Source organism: Bhargavaea beijingensis (genome assembly GCF_900101985.1).
In the GTDB taxonomy this organism is placed as follows: Bacteria; Bacillota; Bacilli; order Bacillales_A; family Planococcaceae; genus Bhargavaea; species Bhargavaea beijingensis.
The window spans coordinates 1-15,382 of the sequence record NZ_FNAR01000024.1 but is presented as its reverse complement, the minus strand read 5'-3'; the positions used below and the strand labels follow the sequence as shown (position 1 = coordinate 15,382).

Below are 15,382 nucleotides of genomic sequence, written 5' to 3'. Positions count from 1 at the left end.
CTTTTATTGTTCAGAAATCCATGTTGTCGGGGTCTTTGCCTGTGCGTTCGTTGCGGTTCAGCGCATCAAGCTGCTGCATTTCCTCACCCGTAAGCGTGAAATTGAACACGTCCGCATTTGAGCGCACGCGATCCGGACGGACAGATTTCGGGATGACGATAATGTCGTGCTGGAGGTGCCAGCGGATGACGACTTGGGCAGGAGCCTTGCCGTGCGCTTCCGCGATGCGTTTGACGACCGGTTCCTCAAGGAGTTTCCCGCGCGCGAGGGGCGACCAGGCCGTCACGGCAATATTTTCTTCCTGGCAGAATTCGCGGAGCGGCTCCTGGCTCAAGTATGGATGAAGCTCGATCTGGTTGACCATCGGCTTCACATTGGCCTTTGCAAACACGGCCTCCAGGTGGTGGCGATGGTGATTCGAGACACCCGGCACACGGATCAGCTTTTCTTCATAGAGCCGCTCGATGGCCCGGTATGTATCCGTGAACTTCCCTTCCACCGGCCAGTGCGTGAGGTACAGGTCAAGATATTCCACCTTCAGATTTTCAAGCGTCTTTTCGAACGCGCGCAAGGTTTCATCGTAACCCTGATCGGTGTTCCAGACCTTCGAGGTGATAAAGAGGTTTTCCCGCTTCACCCCGGATGCACGGACGGCTTCTCCTACCTGAACTTCATTGCCGTACAGGGAAGCCGTATCGATGGCAAGATAGCCCGCTTCAAGCGCCGCCGTCATCGCTTCGACCGCCTCGGCCGGTTCGGTCATCTTGTACACGCCAAGGCCGAGCCGCGGCATTTCCACACCGTTGGCAAGCGTTTTCTTCGATTGCAGATTCAGTTCCATGCCATTCCCTCCTTCTGATTCTCTTTCATTTTATCGGAGCAAGAACATGAAATCGACCCATTTGATTTTTAAAGTTTCAGTTGAAATCTGCAATCAAAACGAATATTATGATTGATGGTCCCTTTTATCGTTCGTGTTTCCGAAGGAGGAAAATGAATGTTTCAACTGAAACAGCATGATACATCCGTAAAAACTGAAGTTCTGGCCGGCATGACGACATTCCTGACAATGGCCTATATCATCATCGTCAACCCGATCATCCTGGCTGATGCCGGTGTCCCGTTCGACCAGGTGTTTATGGCGACCATCATCGCCTCAGTAATCGGGACGCTCTGGATGGCACTTTTCGCCAACTACCCGATTGCCATCGCGCCCGGCATGGGTCTGAATGCGTATTTCACTTCGGTCATCATCGCTTCAGACGGCGCGCTTGACTACGCAGCAGCGTTTTCCGCCGTGTTCGTCGCAGGCATCATCTTTGTCATTCTTTCGCTCACACCGATCCGTGAAAAACTGATCGACGCCATTCCGGAAAACCTGAAGCACGGCATAACCGCCGGAATCGGTCTCTTCATCGCTTTTATCGGCCTCCGGCTGTCCGGGATCGTCGCCCACCACGAGACCAACCTGGTGAAGCTTGGCGACCTGACTTCCCCTCCTGTCCTGCTGTCTCTATTCGGGCTGTTCATCACGGTCATCCTGATGGCGCGCAACGTATACGGAGCGATTTTCATCGGTATGGCCGTCACCGGCGTTGTTGCTTACCTGACCGGCCAGCTCCGATTCACGGACGGGTTCTTGAGAATGCCGCATCTGCCGGAAGGGCTCATCGTCTGGAATCCGATTGATGCTTTCGGTGATGTGATCTCCCATGGCTTGTACGGCGTTGTGTTCGCTTTCCTCATGGTGACGCTTTTTGATACGACAGGTACGATGCTCGGCGTTGCCCGCCAGGCCGGACTGATGAAAGACGGCAAGATGCCAAGAGTCCGCCCCGCCCTCCTGGCCGACTCCATTGCAGCGACGGCCGGTGCGATGTTCGGGACGAGCCCGACCTCAGCCTACGTGGAATCGTCTTCCGGTGTGGCAGTCGGCGGACGTACCGGGCTCACGACCCTGACCGTCGGCATTCTGTTTATCATCGCCTCGTTTTTCGGACCGCTTGTCGGTTCGCTGTCCGGAGTTGCGGCAATTACCGCTCCGGCACTGATTATTGTCGGAAGTCTTATGATCGGCGTTGTAAAAGAGATTGAATGGGAATCATTTGACGAAGCCTTCCCCGCGTTTCTGATCATCCTTACGATGCCGCTTACTTCGAGCATCGCCACCGGGATTGCGCTCGGCTTCATCTCGTACCCGATCATCAAGATCGTCAAGGGCAGATGGCGCGACGTCCATCCGCTCCTCTATCTGTTTGCGGTCATGTTCGCCTATCAGCTGCTGTTCCTGCCGCACTGAGGGACACCCTCGGACACGCCCCCGCATTTGAAAGCACTCACGGTGGAATTGGATTCACCCACGCCAAGTTTGGATGCACTCAGCATCGATTTCAAAGCCATCACCTTAAGGGGCTTCCTCAGTCGCATCGAGGACATCGCATAAGCTGGGCGAATTGAAACATTGACATTAACCAAAATAAACGGTCCGGCGCCTCGCGAGAGGTACCGGACCGTTTATTATTTATGGGGTCTGCCTGGCGACACTTGACGCTTTTTCTTGAGTGTCATGGCGACGATTGCCCCAATGACTGCATAGATCACGAAGACGGCAGCCGTGAGCCATGGCGACAGGGTAAAGAGCAGATAAAGCTGAAAAAGCGCGGCGAGCAATGCAGTGGCCAGCATGGCCAGTCCGGCTTTTCTGTTTTTCTGATACAGCGTCATAAAGATGACCCCGAACAGGCCGCCCGAGACGAGCGCCATGCCGAGGAGCATCAGCGGAATCGAAGAGTTCATACGTGTACGGGTCTCCCTATTTTATAATCAGCCATCAATAGTGCCGCTTCGGATGCGAGATGACGGCCTGGATGATGAGCAGCACCGCGGACACTGCGTGCATGAACCAACCGATGACCGGAATCCAGGCAATCGCGCTTGTCACGAGGCCGACAACGGAGCCGGACTTTGCGGAATAGTCCCGGATGGCGAGGATGAGCGTGATGATGTGGAGGACAAACATGACACCGAGCAATGAGTAGCCCGAACTGATGACATATAGGCCGCCCAGGAACGGAATGGCGAGAAAGGCTTCTCCCAGTCCCGTGACCCAGCGCATGATGGTGGATGCTCTCATGAGTAATCCCTGCTTTCGTTTAGTCTTGACTGTTATACGGACGGACAGGCCGAAAGTTTCATTTTCTGCTGTGATTCCTTGTCGGATTTTTGGCGATTCCGGGGGACTGTGTGATTGTACATCCGCGCCCCATTTTCTTTTTATGCGGGATGCGTTATACTGGTTGAAGATCGAACTTCGAACCAGGAGGTAACGTCATGAACACTCTCTTGATCCTAGGCGTGTGCTTCGCTTTCCTTTCCGCGATCTTCACAGGCGGTTACGAGGACAAGCCGGGCACTGCGAAAGATAACACGACAAGCCGCTGAGAAAAAGGGGCTGCCGCTCAGGCAGTCCCTTTTTGTATGCCCATTTCCCCTCAATGGAGGCCCGGGAATCCTTGTTGGCGCAACGCCTCAAATACGAGGACCGCCGCCGTGTTCGACAGGTTGAGCGAACGGATATGGTCATTCATCGGAATGCGCAGGCAGCGCTCCGGATGGGCGGCAAGCAGGTCCTTCGGCAGGCCGCTCGTCTCTTTGCCGAAAACGAAGAAAATGTCACGATCGGAATCCGAAAAGTCCCGGTCGGCATAGTTCCCTTCCCCGAATTTCGTCAGATAATAGAAATCACCGTCCGGATAGGCGGAGAATACGTCCTCGATCCGGTCATGGTACTCCAGGTCGACGTGTTCCCAATAATCCAGGCCGGCCCGCTTCAGCATCCGGTCATCGGTCGAAAATCCGAGCGGACGGACAAGGTGAAGCCGGGTCCCGGTGCCCGCGCAGGTGCGGGAAATGTTCCCGGTATTTGCCGGGATCAGCGGTTCATGTAAAACGACGTGAATCATTCGCGCACTTCCTTTTTCTGGTCTTCGATGCGGCGCAGCGCAGCCCGGATCTCTTCCAGGACTTCCTCTTCCCGCTCGCGGGATTCGGCATGCCGGAGGACGGTCTCCGCTTCCTCCGTGCCGATTTTGCCGAGCGCATAGGCAGAGGCACCCCGCATATATGGCCGGACATCCTCACGGAGGATATGGGACAGCTCCGGCATTGCCGATTCCTCCCTGAAGTGGCCGAGTGCATAGATCGCATTGCGCTGGATCGGATTCTTCCCGCGCCAGGAGCCCGACATGTGGCCGAATGTTTCTTTGAACTCTCGGTTCGACAAGTTCAGGAGCGGTTCGAGAAGCGGCTTCACCAGCTCCGGATCGGGACGGAACGCTTCCTGGATCCGGTTATGCATGCCTTTGTTTTTCGGGCAGATTGTCTGGCAGGTGTCACAGCCGTACACCCGATTGCCGATCTCGGTCCGGAATTCTTCCGGCAGGCTGCCCTTGGTCTGTGTGAGGAAAGCGATACAGCGCTGGGCGTTCAGCCTGCCCCCTTCGATCAAAGCGCCCGTCGGGCAAATGTCGAGGCAGAGCGTACAGTCGCCGCACCCGTCTTCAATCGGTTCGTCCGGTTCGAAAGGGATGTTCGTGATCATTTCTCCCAGATAGACATATGACCCGAATTCCGGCGTGATGATCGAGCAGTTTTTCCCCGACCAGCCGATCCCGGCCCGTTCCGCCACCGCACGGTCAACAAGTTCTCCCGTGTCGACCATGGACCGGAGACGGGCGCCGGGCACCCGCTCCAGGATAAAAGCCTCTAGCAGTGCCAGCTTTTCCTTGAGGACGTCATGGTAGTCTTGGCCCCAGGAAGCACGGCAGAACATTCCCCGCCTCGCTCCTTTACTGCCCTTCGGCGCGCCGTCCAGCTTCGACGGATAGGCGACCGCGATGGCGATGATGCTTTCCGGCTCTTCCAGGAGCAGCGCGGGGTCCGTCCGTTCCTCAAGAGATCCTTTTTCGAAGCCGGACTGGAAGCCCGCTTCCTGCTGGCGGCGCAGCCGGTTCTTCATCTCGCGGAAAGGATCGGCAGTCGTGAAGCCGATCTTGTCGATGCCCGCTTCCCGCGCAAATGCCCGGAGCTCCTGCTGCAGGGTGACGGTATCCATTGGGACTGCTCCTTTCTGTTGTGGTACGATATATGAAAAGTCACAATTACAGGTGATCGCCGTGAACATTCAAGTAGACCAAACCCTGTTCGAAAAAGTGCCGGATCTGAAATTCGGCATCCTTCATTATAACAGAATCAGTACCGCTGACGCTCCCGGAATGCTGAAGGGGCGAATCGGCTACTTTTACCAGGAGATGCAGATCGACCTGGAAGACAAAAATGTGACCGACATCCCGGGTGTTGCCGAATGGCGCAGCGTATGGAAGGTATTCGGCAAGGATCCTGGCCGTTACCGCCCTTCCGCGGAAGCGCTGATCCGACGGGTGAAAAAAGGCCAGATGCCGGGCGTCATCAATCTAGGCGTGGATCTGAACAACTTCTTCTCCATCCGTGAAGGCATTCCGTACGGCTTGTATGACCTCTCGGCTATCTGCGGCAACATCATGATACGCAAAGGTTCCGCGGAGGACGAATACGAGGGCCTGAACGGCAGGCTCAACAATCTCGAAAATTTCCTGCTGACCTCCGATGAACAGGGACCGTTCGGCAGCCCGTTTGTCGACTCGAAGAGGACCGCCGTCACCGGGCAGACGACCGGGGCGCTCCATGTCCTTTACCTCCAGCCGTCCATGACCGTTGAAGAAGCGGAAGGTCTTCTGGAGGAGACCGGCATCTTCTTTACTTCCGCAGCCGGCGGAACATTCACGGGGGAGATTCTGCACGCGGGCAACCGATCAGCTGAAATCTAAGGGGGAATCCTGATGGGCAAGATTAATCTGGCGGAGGCCATCAAGCTGAAAAGTGTCCTTGGCCGCCGCATTCTCGAATTAAATGATGAACTGGAGCGAAGCGCATTCGTGCTAGTGGAAAAGGGCCAGCAGCCCGATACCGGCCGCAGGACGATGACCGAAATCGAACAGGAACTGGAACAGGTGAGAAAAGACAGCCGAACACTCGACCGGCTCGTGTACCAGGCCAACATTGAAAATGAAGTGGAATTTGAAGGCGGCACCATGCCGATCGTCGAGGCGATCGAACTTGCGACCCAGCTGCGGGCCCAGTCATCGGTATACAAGTCGTTCTCCCATGCCCAAAAGGAAGAGATCCAGTTTGGCTATGCGGAAGGAACGGTCGTCTACCGCGTGGCCATGTTCGATCCTGAGGACTACCGCAAAAAAGCCGAGGAAGCCGAGCGGCGGGCGCACAAGCTCTCCAATGCCATCAACGCGAAGAACTACACCGTCACCCTCGACTTTGACGACAGCGCCTACTATTGATCCTCCGGAAAGGTGAGAGTCCTTTCCGGGGCATGGCCCGGACGCCATTAACTTTAGTGAAACCGATGACCGGTCACCCGTTACGCTGTGACCCATCACCCATGACCAACCACGGCAAACGCAATGGCCTCCCATCGAATTGCAGGCGTCCGGCCATGTAAAACGCCCCTTCCGCTTTGGCGGAACGGGGCGTTTTCATATGTCTTTGAATACTATCAAGTCAGATTGCAGCCCGATTAAACCCGGATACATCCTCGTCCAACAACAGCTCCGTCCCCCGCTTCCTGTTTGCGGAGATGAAGAACGATGCCGTCACAATCAGGGTCGCCATGATCCCGCCGATATAAGAGACGGTCAAGTCGAGCCCGAAGCCCATCGTCGGCTCGAACAGGATATACACGAACACCATCGACGTCATAAAGATCGCCGGAATCGTCGAAATCCAATGGTTTTTATGCTGCAGGAACAGATACATCGCGCCGACCCAGAGGGCGATCATGGCGGTCACGCCGTTTGCCCACGAAAAATAGCGCCAGAGCAAGTCAAAATCGATCTTCGTCAGAACGAAAGAAATCACGAAAAGCGGTATCGCGATCCAGAGGCGGCTCAGAATCTTGGCCTGCCCGATTTTAAAGTAATCGGCAATGATCATACGGGCCGCACGGAATGCGGTATCCCCCGAAGTGATCGGAAGGATGATCACGCCGAGAACTGCAAGGGTTCCCCCGAAAGCACCCAACATCATGACAGAGACATCGCTGACCACCGCCGCTGGCCCGCCTGCAGCAAGCAGTCCATTCAGGCCGCCGTAGCCGCCGAACAGGCTCATGGCGGCAGCCGCCCAGATCATGGCGATGATCCCTTCAGCAATCATCATGCCATAGAAAATCTTGCGTCCTTCCTTTTCCTGCTTGGTCGTTCTGGAAATGATCGGCGTCTGTGTCGCGTGGAATCCGGACAGTGCACCGCAAGTGATGGTGAAGAAAAGCAGCGGGAAGATCGGAAGGTCACCCGGATGCATATTGGTAAACGACAGCTCCGGGATCGGCGCCCCCGTCACCACAAGGCCGATTCCGACGCCCAATGCCGAAATCACAAGCAGTGCGCCGAACCAAGGATAAAACCGTCCGATAATTTTATCGATCGGAAGCAAAGTCGCCAAAACATAGTACAAGAAAATGATTGCAACCAGAATGCCGATAGCCACTTTACCGTCAAGGATGACATTGATCAACATCGCCGGGGAAGTGACAAACACCGTTCCGACCAGGATCAGCAAAAGAAGCGCAAAGAGGTTGACGACATGCTTCATGAAATTCCCCAAGAACTTGGACGCCAGCTCCGGAAGATGCGCCCCCCTATTACGGATTGAAATCATCCCCGTCAAATAATCATGGACCGCTCCCGCAAAAATACAACCGATGACAATCCAGATAAACGCAACCGGCCCGTACAGCGCGCCTGCAATAGGACCGAACACCGGCCCGGTGCCGGCGATGTTCAGCAGCTGGATCAACGAATTTTTAGGAGTCGACATCGGCACATAATCCACACCATCCGCATTGACATAAGCAGGCGTCGGCCGTTCGTTCTTTGGGCCGAACACTTTTTCAACATATTTCCCATATGTAAAATAGCCAACAATCAGCAGCAAGATACTCAGCAAAAACGTGATCATCTGTCCATCCCCTTCTCTCTGTTGTATGGCCCAATTTTATCACTCGAGACAGATAACTCAATATCTTTCGATGAATGGGAACGGTCTGTTTTCTAATATGGCCGATGCTGTATCGGATCAATGACAAGGAACGCCACACGAACGACAAAACGGCCTCCTCCCTGTTAGCAGGGAAGAGGCCGGTGGGTTAACCCGGCCGGTATGCTTGGTCCATTTCCACAGGCACGGGGCGCTTATTCTCCGGGCACGGATGCGGCGGGAAGTTTTTTCAGCCGGAGTGCCAGGATGAATCCGGCCACAGCCAGGATGCCACCCATGAGGAAAGCCACACGGACTCCGGTCATGAGCGCACTCGGCGGAGGGTCCGGCATCGGCTGTATGGCAACTGCCGTACCCGTCATGATGGAAACGAGAAGAGCCGTTCCGATCGATCCCCCGATCTGCCGGAACGTATTGTCCATTGCGGTGCCGTGGGGAATGAGCTTGCCGGGCAGCGAGTTGATTCCCGCCGTACTGAGCGGCATCATCAGCATCGACAGGCCGAGCATCCGGAGGCCGAAAACGAGCCCCAGGAGGACGAGCGGTGTGTCCGGCGTCATGAGGACGAACGGCACCGTCGTCACGACCTGGAGGGCAAACCCGGTGACGACGAGCCACCCTGCTCCGAACCGGTCGAAAATCCGGCCGGAAAACGGAGACATCGCCCCCATGGCAATGGCGCCAGGCAACAGCAGCAGTCCGGACTCGAACGCCGTCCCGCCGCGGACATTCTGGATATAAAGCGGAAGCAGCGTCTCAGTGCCGATCAGGAGCGCGAAAGTGATCATGCCCATCGGTATGATCAGCCGGTAAACACGCGACCGGAATACGCTGAAATTCAGGATCGGTGTCTCCAGTGACAACTGCCGGCGGATAAACAAGAACAGTGCCGCGGCACCGACCGCCGTGGAAATCAGCACGGTCAGGCTTAGCCACCCTTCCCCGCCGATACTGCTGAAGGCATACAGCAGGCCGCCGAAGCCGAGCGTCGAGAGAACGACGGACAGATGGTCAATCCTGACCGGACGCTGCCGGGTGACATTCTTCATGAAAAAGACCACGGCAATCAGATGCAGCACGGCCAGAGGCAAGACGATAGTAAAGAGCATCCGCCAGGAACCGAAGCTCAGCACCCAGCCGCCCAGCGTCGGTCCGATGGCCGGGGCGAATCCGATGGCCAGCCCGACAAGACCCATAACGGAGCCGCGCCGGTTTACCGGGAAAATCGTCAGAAGGATCGTCTGCATAAGCGGCATCATCATCCCCGCTCCGGCCGCTTGGATCACACGCGCGACCAGCAAAAAGAAAAAGCTCGGGGCAACGGACGCGACGAGCGTACCTGCAGCAAACAGGGCGCTTGCGGCCAACAGCAGCCGCCTGCTTGAAAAACGTTCAATCAGAAACGCAGTGACCGGAATCAGGATTCCGTTGGTCAGCAGGTAAGCGGTTGTCACCCATTGTGCCAGATTGGCGTCAATGGAGAAATCGTTCATGATAGGCGGCAGCGCCACAATCAGCAGCGTCTGATTCAGCAGGGCCACAAACGCCCCCGTGATCAGGACGATTAAAATGACCGTCCGGTTGTATGCGGGAAGACCCGCAGACTGTTCAGATTGCTGCATGGGGATTTCCTCTTTTCTTCAGCATGGTGATACCGTCAGTATAAGTGAAAAACAATCCTCTGCCCATTCCGGACAAATTCCGGCTTTCGCGCATAGGCTATCGGGACATCAGAAAAAGGAAGTGAATGGTTTGTTTATGGGACACCCGCCGTTTCCTTCTCCCTGTTCTTGCGGAATGTGGACACCGATGCCTGTTTCCGGCCCTTGGATGACCGGAATGGATCCTGCTGCCGGGTACCGGCACCCAGGCACTCCGACCTTATTCCGTGATCACGGCAAACGCCCTTACGTCGTTGATACTTATGAAGCCGCTCTCGCCAACCCGAACTTCCGGACAACAATATGGACCGGCAAACACTTGCAGGTAACATTGATGAGCATTCCTCCCGGAGGAGACATCGGCCAGGAAATCCACCCGGGTACCGACCAGTTCGTGAGAGTCGAGCAAGGTCAGGGCATCGTCCAAATGGGCCGTACTCCGGACCGGCCGGAGTTCACCCGGCATATCACAGAAGATGATGCATTCATCATCCCTGCCGGCTATTATCATAACTTCACCAATACAGGCCCGGTTCCGATCAAACTCTATTCCATCTATGCCCCACCGCAGCATCCGGCCGGCACCGTCCATCCGACAAAAGCGGATGCCAAGGAAGCCAAGTAACCCAATTAACAGAAAAAAGCTGCCCGCGGTTGCAGGCAGCTTCTTTCATGATTTACATTGCGGTCAAGCCGCCGTCGATGACAAATTCCGATCCTGTAGAGTAGCTGGAGTCATCCGACGCAAGGAACAGCACCATGTTCGAGACTTCTTCCGATTTCGCGACACGTTTGAGCGGAATATGCTTGGCAAATTCTTTGATCTGGTCGACCGCATCCCCCTTTGTCACCATCGGCGTCTCGATCACGCCAGGGTGGACCGAGTTGACGCGGATTCCAAGTCCAGCCAGCTGAAGTGCAGCTGCCTTGGTGAGACCACGAACGGCAAACTTCGTATCCGTATAACCCGGCGCGCCTCCGACCAGTCCGTTCATTGAGGAAATGTTGACGATCGAACCGCCGCCGGCTTTCTGCATCGACGGGATAACCGCTTTGATGCCAAGGAAGACGGATATCTGGTTGATGTCCACAATTTTGCGATACTCTTCCTCCGTCAGGTCAAAAATCGTCTTTGCCATGCTGATGCCGGCATTATTGACGAGAATCTGAACCGGGCCGAACGCCGCTTCCGCTTCCTCGATCACAGCCTGCCAGTCCTCTGCCTTTGTTACATCCTGCCTGACAAACCGGACGGACTCGCCCAGTTCTTCAGCCAGTGCGCGGCCGCCTTCTTCATTCAAATCTGTCAGGACCACCTTCGCGCCCTCATCCACGAATTTCCGTACATGGGATTCGCCCATGCCCCGTGCACCGCCTGTTACAATTGCAACTTTTCCTTCCAACTTGTTCATCATGTATCCCTCCATTGATTCTGTTCTCTTTAAGGATATACAGGGTTTCCCGCTTAAGCGAGCGGGAAACCTCCATTTCACCAAAATGTAAAAAACACCGCCCATCATGGACAGTGCCTCACTGCTCAGTTTCTTGTAATTCGCTAAATAGTTCTCTCGCCTGCTCTTCCGCCTGGCGGGAATCCTTCCCGTAAACGGTGATGAGTTTATTTTCGATGATAAAGTTCCATTGACGTGTCAATAGCGTTCACCTGCCTTCTTTCCTTCCAATACATAACTTCTACCCATTCGGGCAGAAAGCTAAACAATAAGCGGGTGCTCAGGTCGGGTGAATCAGCTTAAGGATGCCGACAGGATCGAATCCGGATATGAATGTGCCATTGACGGATGTCTGCGGCACGGTCAGCCGGCGGGTTTTGCCGATCAGTTTCAGCATCTCGATCGGATGCAAGTCGACATTCACTTCCGAATACGGGATGTCGTGATCATCGAGAAAATTCCGGACCATTGCACATACCGGACAAAGGGTGTTCGTATAGATGATGACATTCGGTTCCATTAGATTGCTCCGTTCAACTTGTTGTTGATTATAGTGTATACGGTCCGGCACGAGTCCGCCAAGAATCGGTTCCTGCCCAAGAGAAGATCCCCTCCTATTCTCGGAAGCTTTTTGGCCATCTTTATTTATCACACCATTCCGCTAATGCTATAATAGGAAAACCCTGAATTCCGAAAAGCTTCGAACAATGAAGTCCGGGTCGATTGAGAATGAAGCGAACAACTTTAGGTATTGGGAGATGAGAATATGGAATCGAAAATCAGAATCGGCATCGTCGGGTACGGAAATCTCGGAAAAGGTGCAGTCGCAGCCATCCGGCAGTCGCCGGATATGGAGCTTGTCGCCATCTTCACGAGAAGAGAACCGGAATCCCTGAATCCGGATGATCCATCCATTCATGTTGCCCACATATCCGAGGCAGCCGGCTATCAGGATAAAATCGATGTGATGGTGCTTTGCGGCGGCTCGGCACATGACCTGCCGGAACAGACGCCGCATTTTGCCAGCATGTTCAACACAGTAGACAGCTTTGATACCCATGCGAAGATCCCCGAGTTCTATCAAAGCGTCAATGAGGCGGCCGCAAAAAACAACACGACTGCCATTATCTCCGTCGGCTGGGATCCGGGCCTCTTCTCCATCAACCGCGTCATGGCCGATGCCATCCTGCCTAACGGTGAGAACTACACATTCTGGGGCAAGGGCCTCAGCCAAGGCCACTCCGACGCTGTGCGCCGTGTGAGCGGCGTTAAAAACGGCGTGCAGTACACCATCCCCGCAGATGCGGCAATGGAAAAAGTGCGCAGCGGGGAAAACCCTGAATTATCGACAGCAGAAAAGCACCGCCGCGTCTGCTACATCGTCCCCGAAGAAGGTGCCGACCAGGCAGCGATCGAAAACGAGATCAAGACGATGCCGAACTACTTTGCCGATTATGACACGGAAGTCAACTTCATCAACGAAGAAGAACTAAAGCGTGACCACTCCAAAGCCCCTCACGGCGGATTCGTGATCCGTGGCGGCAACACCGGGGACGGCAACAAGCAGATCTATGAGTTCTCCCTGAAACTCGACAGCAATCCGGAGTTCACGGCAAGCGTCCTCGTCGCCTACGCAAGGGCCGCACACCGGATGAGCCTGGACAAGCAGTACGGCGCCAAAACCGTCTATGATATCGCACCGGGCTACATTTCGCCTCGTTCTGCAGAAGAGCTGAGAAAAGACTTCTTGTAAGATAGAAGAAGCCTTACCGACATTTATCATCAAAGGGCGTTCCCGCTAAACGGGAGCGCCCTGTTTATTGCCCCTTTAACATCTCTAATTCAGCAATATCATTTTAAGTCTTTTGAGGTCACAGGAAATGGGCACAGAAAGCCGGTTTCCACTGACTTTGCTGACCCACTCCAAAACTTTATAATGCCTGGTCTTCTATGGTGTTTCAAGCGGTTCAGGAATTTCCGGACACTTCCGGCACATCCACAGAGAAGTCGAGAGGAAACGGTACCCGGAGATACACGGCCAGCCACACTGTAACCTTGCACAAACCTCGTCTGTTACATTCTGGATACATAGAACTTGTCATTTCTTATAAGGCTAGGCGAGTTGTTGAATGAAGACACTCGTCCAATCCTCTTCATTTCTGTTTCATATCCTTTAGAGAGGAGGAATATGGTATGGAACGGTCTGATCAGGAACCATTGAGCAAAACGGTGAACATCCCCAATCCCTTATATCAATCGCTGGAGGGACGGTATTTCGTCGGTCAAACGGAGCGCATTAGTGTGGGAAAAGGAAAAAATGCGTGGGGCGGGTTAATCAACCCCTTTAAATCCGGTATCGATCTCTTTGTAAATGCATTCACCATTACCAATCATTCCGACCTGTCCGTTGAAGCAGAGATTTGGTTTAATGCTCTTCCCTTTGGAGAGTCAAAAATCTCAAGAAAAGTGACGCCTGCAAACACGGCACTTTTCCCGCTTCCCGAACCTGAAGTAAAGATCGCTTACGCAGAGGGAGTCCGAGGTATACCGGAAAAAGGAGTCATGGCATTTAGGAGGATTGTTCCCCCAAAGAGTACGTTAGCCAGTGATGAGGACGGAAAGTTTATTTTTCCGCCCAACGGTTCCTTTACGATTGTTCTTATTGCACCTGCTAACGGAATCATACGGGCCGAAATTGCATTCGGCTGGTTTGAAGAAAAGATAAAAAAGAATCGCCGAACGGACAAATGGCAGTGATTCAAATCGCAGATCAACGAAAAAACCGCTTCCCCCCTGTACACAGAGGGAAAGCGGTTTTGCTTTGGTGCTCGGAACAGACAGAAAAGGACAAGCCAAAAACGTATAGAAAAACGGCACCTGCAGAAGCAGGTGCCGTGTCATAAGTATAGTCGTTGGTACCGGTGGTCGGGATCGAACCGACACTCCGTAAGGAACACGATTTTGAGTCGTGCGCGTCTGCCAATTCCGCCACACCGGCATGATTGAAATATCAGGCAGAAATAAAAAAATGGAGGCGGCAACCGGAATCGAACCGGTGATAAGGGAGTTGCAGTCCCTTGCCTTACCGCTTGGCTATGCCGCCGAAAAAAAATGGAGCGGAAGACGGGATTCGAACCCGCGACCCCCACCTTGGCAAGGTGGTATTCTAGCCACTGAACTACTTCCGCAAAAACTGGGGTAGCTGGATTCGAACCAACGAATGACGGAGTCAAAGTCCGTTGCCTTACCGCTTGGCTATACCCCAATGGGGCGGCTGATGGGAATCGAACCCACGAATGCCGGAACCACAATCCGGTGCGTTAACCACTTCGCCACAACCGCCACAGTATAAAATTGATTGACCCCCGGAGACCTTGAGGTTCACGATGAAATGGGGCGACTGATGGGAATCGAACCCACGAGTGTCGGAACCACAATCCGATGCGTTAACCACTTCGCCACAATCGCCGCAGTCAATAATGGCAGGGGCAGTAGGAATCGAACCCACAACGGAGGTTTTGGAGACCTCTGTTTTACCGTTAAACTATGCCCCTATGCATGGTGGAGGGGGGCAGATTCGAACTGCCGAACCCGAAGGAGCGGATTTACAGTCCGCCGCGTTTAGCCACTTCGCTACCCCTCCATGGGTGGTGCCGGCCAGAGGACTTGAACCCCCAACCTACTGATTACAAGTCAGTTGCTCTACCAATTGAGCTAGGCCGGCAGATGGTGGCTTGGGACGGAATCGAACCGCCGACACAAGGATTTTCAGTCCTTTGCTCTACCGACTGAGCTACCAAGCCGTATAAAAAATGGCGGTCCCGACGGGAATCGAACCCGCGATCTCCTGCGTGACAGGCAGGCATGTTAACCGCTACACCACGGGACCATTGGTTGCGGAGGCAGGATTCGAACCTGCGACCTTCGGGTTATGAGCCCGACGAGCTGCCACTGCTCCACTCCGCGATAATCATATAGATTGCTCACTGGTATTTCTGCGCGCTTGATGCATTGACACCTTACGCTTCGCTGTCGGTGTAACTCGCAGCCATTGCACTGCTCGTTGCTCCACTCCGCGATCACACTACAAATATTACATGGTGGAGGATGACGGGTTCGAACCGCCGACCCTCTGCTTGTAAGGCAGATGCTCTCCCAGCT

General features: G+C 54.4%; 16 protein-coding genes and 12 tRNA genes. 6 read left to right on the top strand and 22 right to left on the bottom strand.

The features are described 5' to 3' along the window. Positions 1-10: 10 nt before the first annotated feature. Positions 11-841 (bottom strand): aldo/keto reductase, encoded by an 831-nt coding sequence (locus BLT01_RS13220; RefSeq protein ID WP_176765161.1) that lies wholly within the window; start codon positions 839-841, stop codon positions 11-13. Between the two features lie 156 nt (positions 842-997). On the opposite strand from BLT01_RS13220, the gene BLT01_RS13215 reads away from it, so the two are divergent. After that, positions 998-2,299, top strand: coding sequence for an NCS2 family permease (locus BLT01_RS13215; protein ID WP_092098512.1), 1,302 nt, complete (start codon positions 998-1,000; stop codon positions 2,297-2,299). Positions 2,300-2,517: 218 nt separating this feature from the next. Here BLT01_RS13215 and BLT01_RS13210 read toward each other — a convergent pair whose 3' ends face one another. The 4 genes from BLT01_RS13210 to queG all read right to left on the bottom strand — a co-directional run bounded on the left by BLT01_RS13210 (position 2,518) and on the right by queG (position 5,113). After that, positions 2,518-2,796, bottom strand: coding sequence for a hypothetical protein (locus tag BLT01_RS13210; protein WP_092098510.1), 279 nt, complete (start codon positions 2,794-2,796; stop codon positions 2,518-2,520). A 34-nt stretch (positions 2,797-2,830) separates the two neighbouring features. Next, positions 2,831-3,133, bottom strand: a complete 303-nt coding sequence (locus BLT01_RS13205) for a hypothetical protein (protein WP_092098509.1) — start codon at positions 3,131-3,133, stop codon at positions 2,831-2,833. A 358-nt stretch (positions 3,134-3,491) separates the two neighbouring features. Beyond that, the gene (trmL, locus tag BLT01_RS13200) at positions 3,492-3,962 is read right to left on the bottom strand and encodes a tRNA (uridine(34)/cytosine(34)/5-carboxymethylaminomethyluridine(34)-2'-O)-methyltransferase TrmL (protein WP_092098508.1); all 471 of its coding nucleotides are present in this window, start codon (positions 3,960-3,962) and stop codon (positions 3,492-3,494) included. Then, positions 3,959-5,113 (bottom strand): tRNA epoxyqueuosine(34) reductase QueG, encoded by a 1,155-nt coding sequence (gene queG / locus BLT01_RS13195; RefSeq protein ID WP_092098507.1) that lies wholly within the window; start codon positions 5,111-5,113, stop codon positions 3,959-3,961. Before queG ends, trmL begins: the two co-directional genes overlap by 4 nt. 61 nt (positions 5,114-5,174) lie before the next feature. Between queG and BLT01_RS13190 the strand changes: the two genes are divergently transcribed. After that, positions 5,175-5,864, top strand: coding sequence for a B3/B4 domain-containing protein (locus BLT01_RS13190; protein WP_092098551.1), 690 nt, complete (start codon positions 5,175-5,177; stop codon positions 5,862-5,864). Between the two features lie 12 nt (positions 5,865-5,876). Continuing rightward, positions 5,877-6,392, top strand: a complete 516-nt coding sequence (locus BLT01_RS13185) for a DIP1984 family protein (protein ID WP_092098505.1) — start codon at positions 5,877-5,879, stop codon at positions 6,390-6,392. Positions 6,393-6,612: 220 nt separating this feature from the next. Here BLT01_RS13185 and BLT01_RS13180 read toward each other — a convergent pair whose 3' ends face one another. Then, positions 6,613-8,070, bottom strand: coding sequence for a carbon starvation CstA family protein (locus BLT01_RS13180; RefSeq protein WP_092098503.1), 1,458 nt, complete (start codon positions 8,068-8,070; stop codon positions 6,613-6,615). Between the two features lie 233 nt (positions 8,071-8,303). Further along, entirely contained in the window at positions 8,304-9,731 is a 1,428-nt protein-coding gene (locus BLT01_RS13175) for an MDR family MFS transporter (protein WP_092098501.1), read from the bottom strand. A 208-nt stretch (positions 9,732-9,939) separates the two neighbouring features. On the opposite strand from BLT01_RS13175, the gene BLT01_RS13170 reads away from it, so the two are divergent. Next, positions 9,940-10,395, top strand: a complete 456-nt coding sequence (locus BLT01_RS13170) for a cupin domain-containing protein (RefSeq protein ID WP_092098549.1) — start codon at positions 9,940-9,942, stop codon at positions 10,393-10,395. A gap of 52 nt (positions 10,396-10,447) precedes the next feature. Here the strand turns inward: BLT01_RS13170 and BLT01_RS13165 are convergent, their stop codons facing one another. The 3 genes from BLT01_RS13165 to BLT01_RS13160 all read right to left on the bottom strand — a co-directional run bounded on the left by BLT01_RS13165 (position 10,448) and on the right by BLT01_RS13160 (position 11,741). Next, complete coding sequence (locus BLT01_RS13165) at positions 10,448-11,182, bottom strand: glucose 1-dehydrogenase (protein WP_092098499.1); 735 nt, start codon at positions 11,180-11,182, stop codon at positions 10,448-10,450. A gap of 118 nt (positions 11,183-11,300) precedes the next feature. Further along, entirely contained in the window at positions 11,301-11,423 is a 123-nt protein-coding gene (locus BLT01_RS15530; protein ID WP_281241530.1) for a hypothetical protein, read from the bottom strand. Positions 11,424-11,501: 78 nt separating this feature from the next. Then, the gene (locus BLT01_RS13160) at positions 11,502-11,741 is read right to left on the bottom strand and encodes a glutaredoxin family protein (RefSeq protein WP_092098498.1); all 240 of its coding nucleotides are present in this window, start codon (positions 11,739-11,741) and stop codon (positions 11,502-11,504) included. 246 nt (positions 11,742-11,987) lie between these two features. Here BLT01_RS13160 and BLT01_RS13155 point away from each other — a divergent pair, with 246 nt between their 5' ends. Both BLT01_RS13155 and BLT01_RS13150 read left to right on the top strand, forming a co-directional pair. Further along, positions 11,988-12,974 carry a diaminopimelate dehydrogenase gene (locus BLT01_RS13155; RefSeq protein WP_092098496.1) on the top strand — a complete coding sequence of 329 codons (987 nt, stop codon included), beginning with the start codon at positions 11,988-11,990 and terminating at the stop codon, positions 12,972-12,974. Positions 12,975-13,414: 440 nt separating this feature from the next. Then, positions 13,415-13,978 carry a DUF6143 family protein gene (locus BLT01_RS13150; RefSeq protein WP_092098494.1) on the top strand — a complete coding sequence of 188 codons (564 nt, stop codon included), beginning with the start codon at positions 13,415-13,417 and terminating at the stop codon, positions 13,976-13,978. Positions 13,979-14,134: 156 nt separating this feature from the next. Here BLT01_RS13150 and BLT01_RS13145 read toward each other — a convergent pair. The 12 genes from BLT01_RS13145 to BLT01_RS13090 form a co-directional block, all read right to left on the bottom strand. Next, positions 14,135-14,219, bottom strand: a tRNA-Leu gene (locus BLT01_RS13145). A gap of 31 nt (positions 14,220-14,250) precedes the next feature. After that, positions 14,251-14,324 (bottom strand) — tRNA-Cys (locus BLT01_RS13140). Between the two features lie 9 nt (positions 14,325-14,333). Beyond that, a tRNA-Gly gene (locus tag BLT01_RS13135) sits at positions 14,334-14,409 on the bottom strand. Positions 14,410-14,414: 5 nt separating this feature from the next. Further along, positions 14,415-14,486, bottom strand: a tRNA-Gln gene (locus BLT01_RS13130). A gap of 1 nt (position 14,487) precedes the next feature. Next, positions 14,488-14,563 (bottom strand) — tRNA-His (locus BLT01_RS13125). Positions 14,564-14,613: 50 nt separating this feature from the next. Continuing rightward, a tRNA-His gene (locus BLT01_RS13120) sits at positions 14,614-14,689 on the bottom strand. 12 nt (positions 14,690-14,701) lie between these two features. Beyond that, a tRNA-Trp gene (locus tag BLT01_RS13115) sits at positions 14,702-14,775 on the bottom strand. A 5-nt stretch (positions 14,776-14,780) separates the two neighbouring features. Further along, positions 14,781-14,864, bottom strand: a tRNA-Tyr gene (locus tag BLT01_RS13110). Positions 14,865-14,869: 5 nt separating this feature from the next. Beyond that, positions 14,870-14,945: transfer RNA gene (locus BLT01_RS13105), tRNA-Thr, on the bottom strand. A 3-nt stretch (positions 14,946-14,948) separates the two neighbouring features. Then, positions 14,949-15,024: transfer RNA gene (locus BLT01_RS13100), tRNA-Phe, on the bottom strand. 10 nt (positions 15,025-15,034) lie between these two features. After that, positions 15,035-15,110 (bottom strand) — tRNA-Asp (locus BLT01_RS13095). Positions 15,111-15,112: 2 nt separating this feature from the next. Next, positions 15,113-15,187 (bottom strand) — tRNA-Met (locus BLT01_RS13090). Positions 15,188-15,382: the final 195 nt, after the last annotated feature.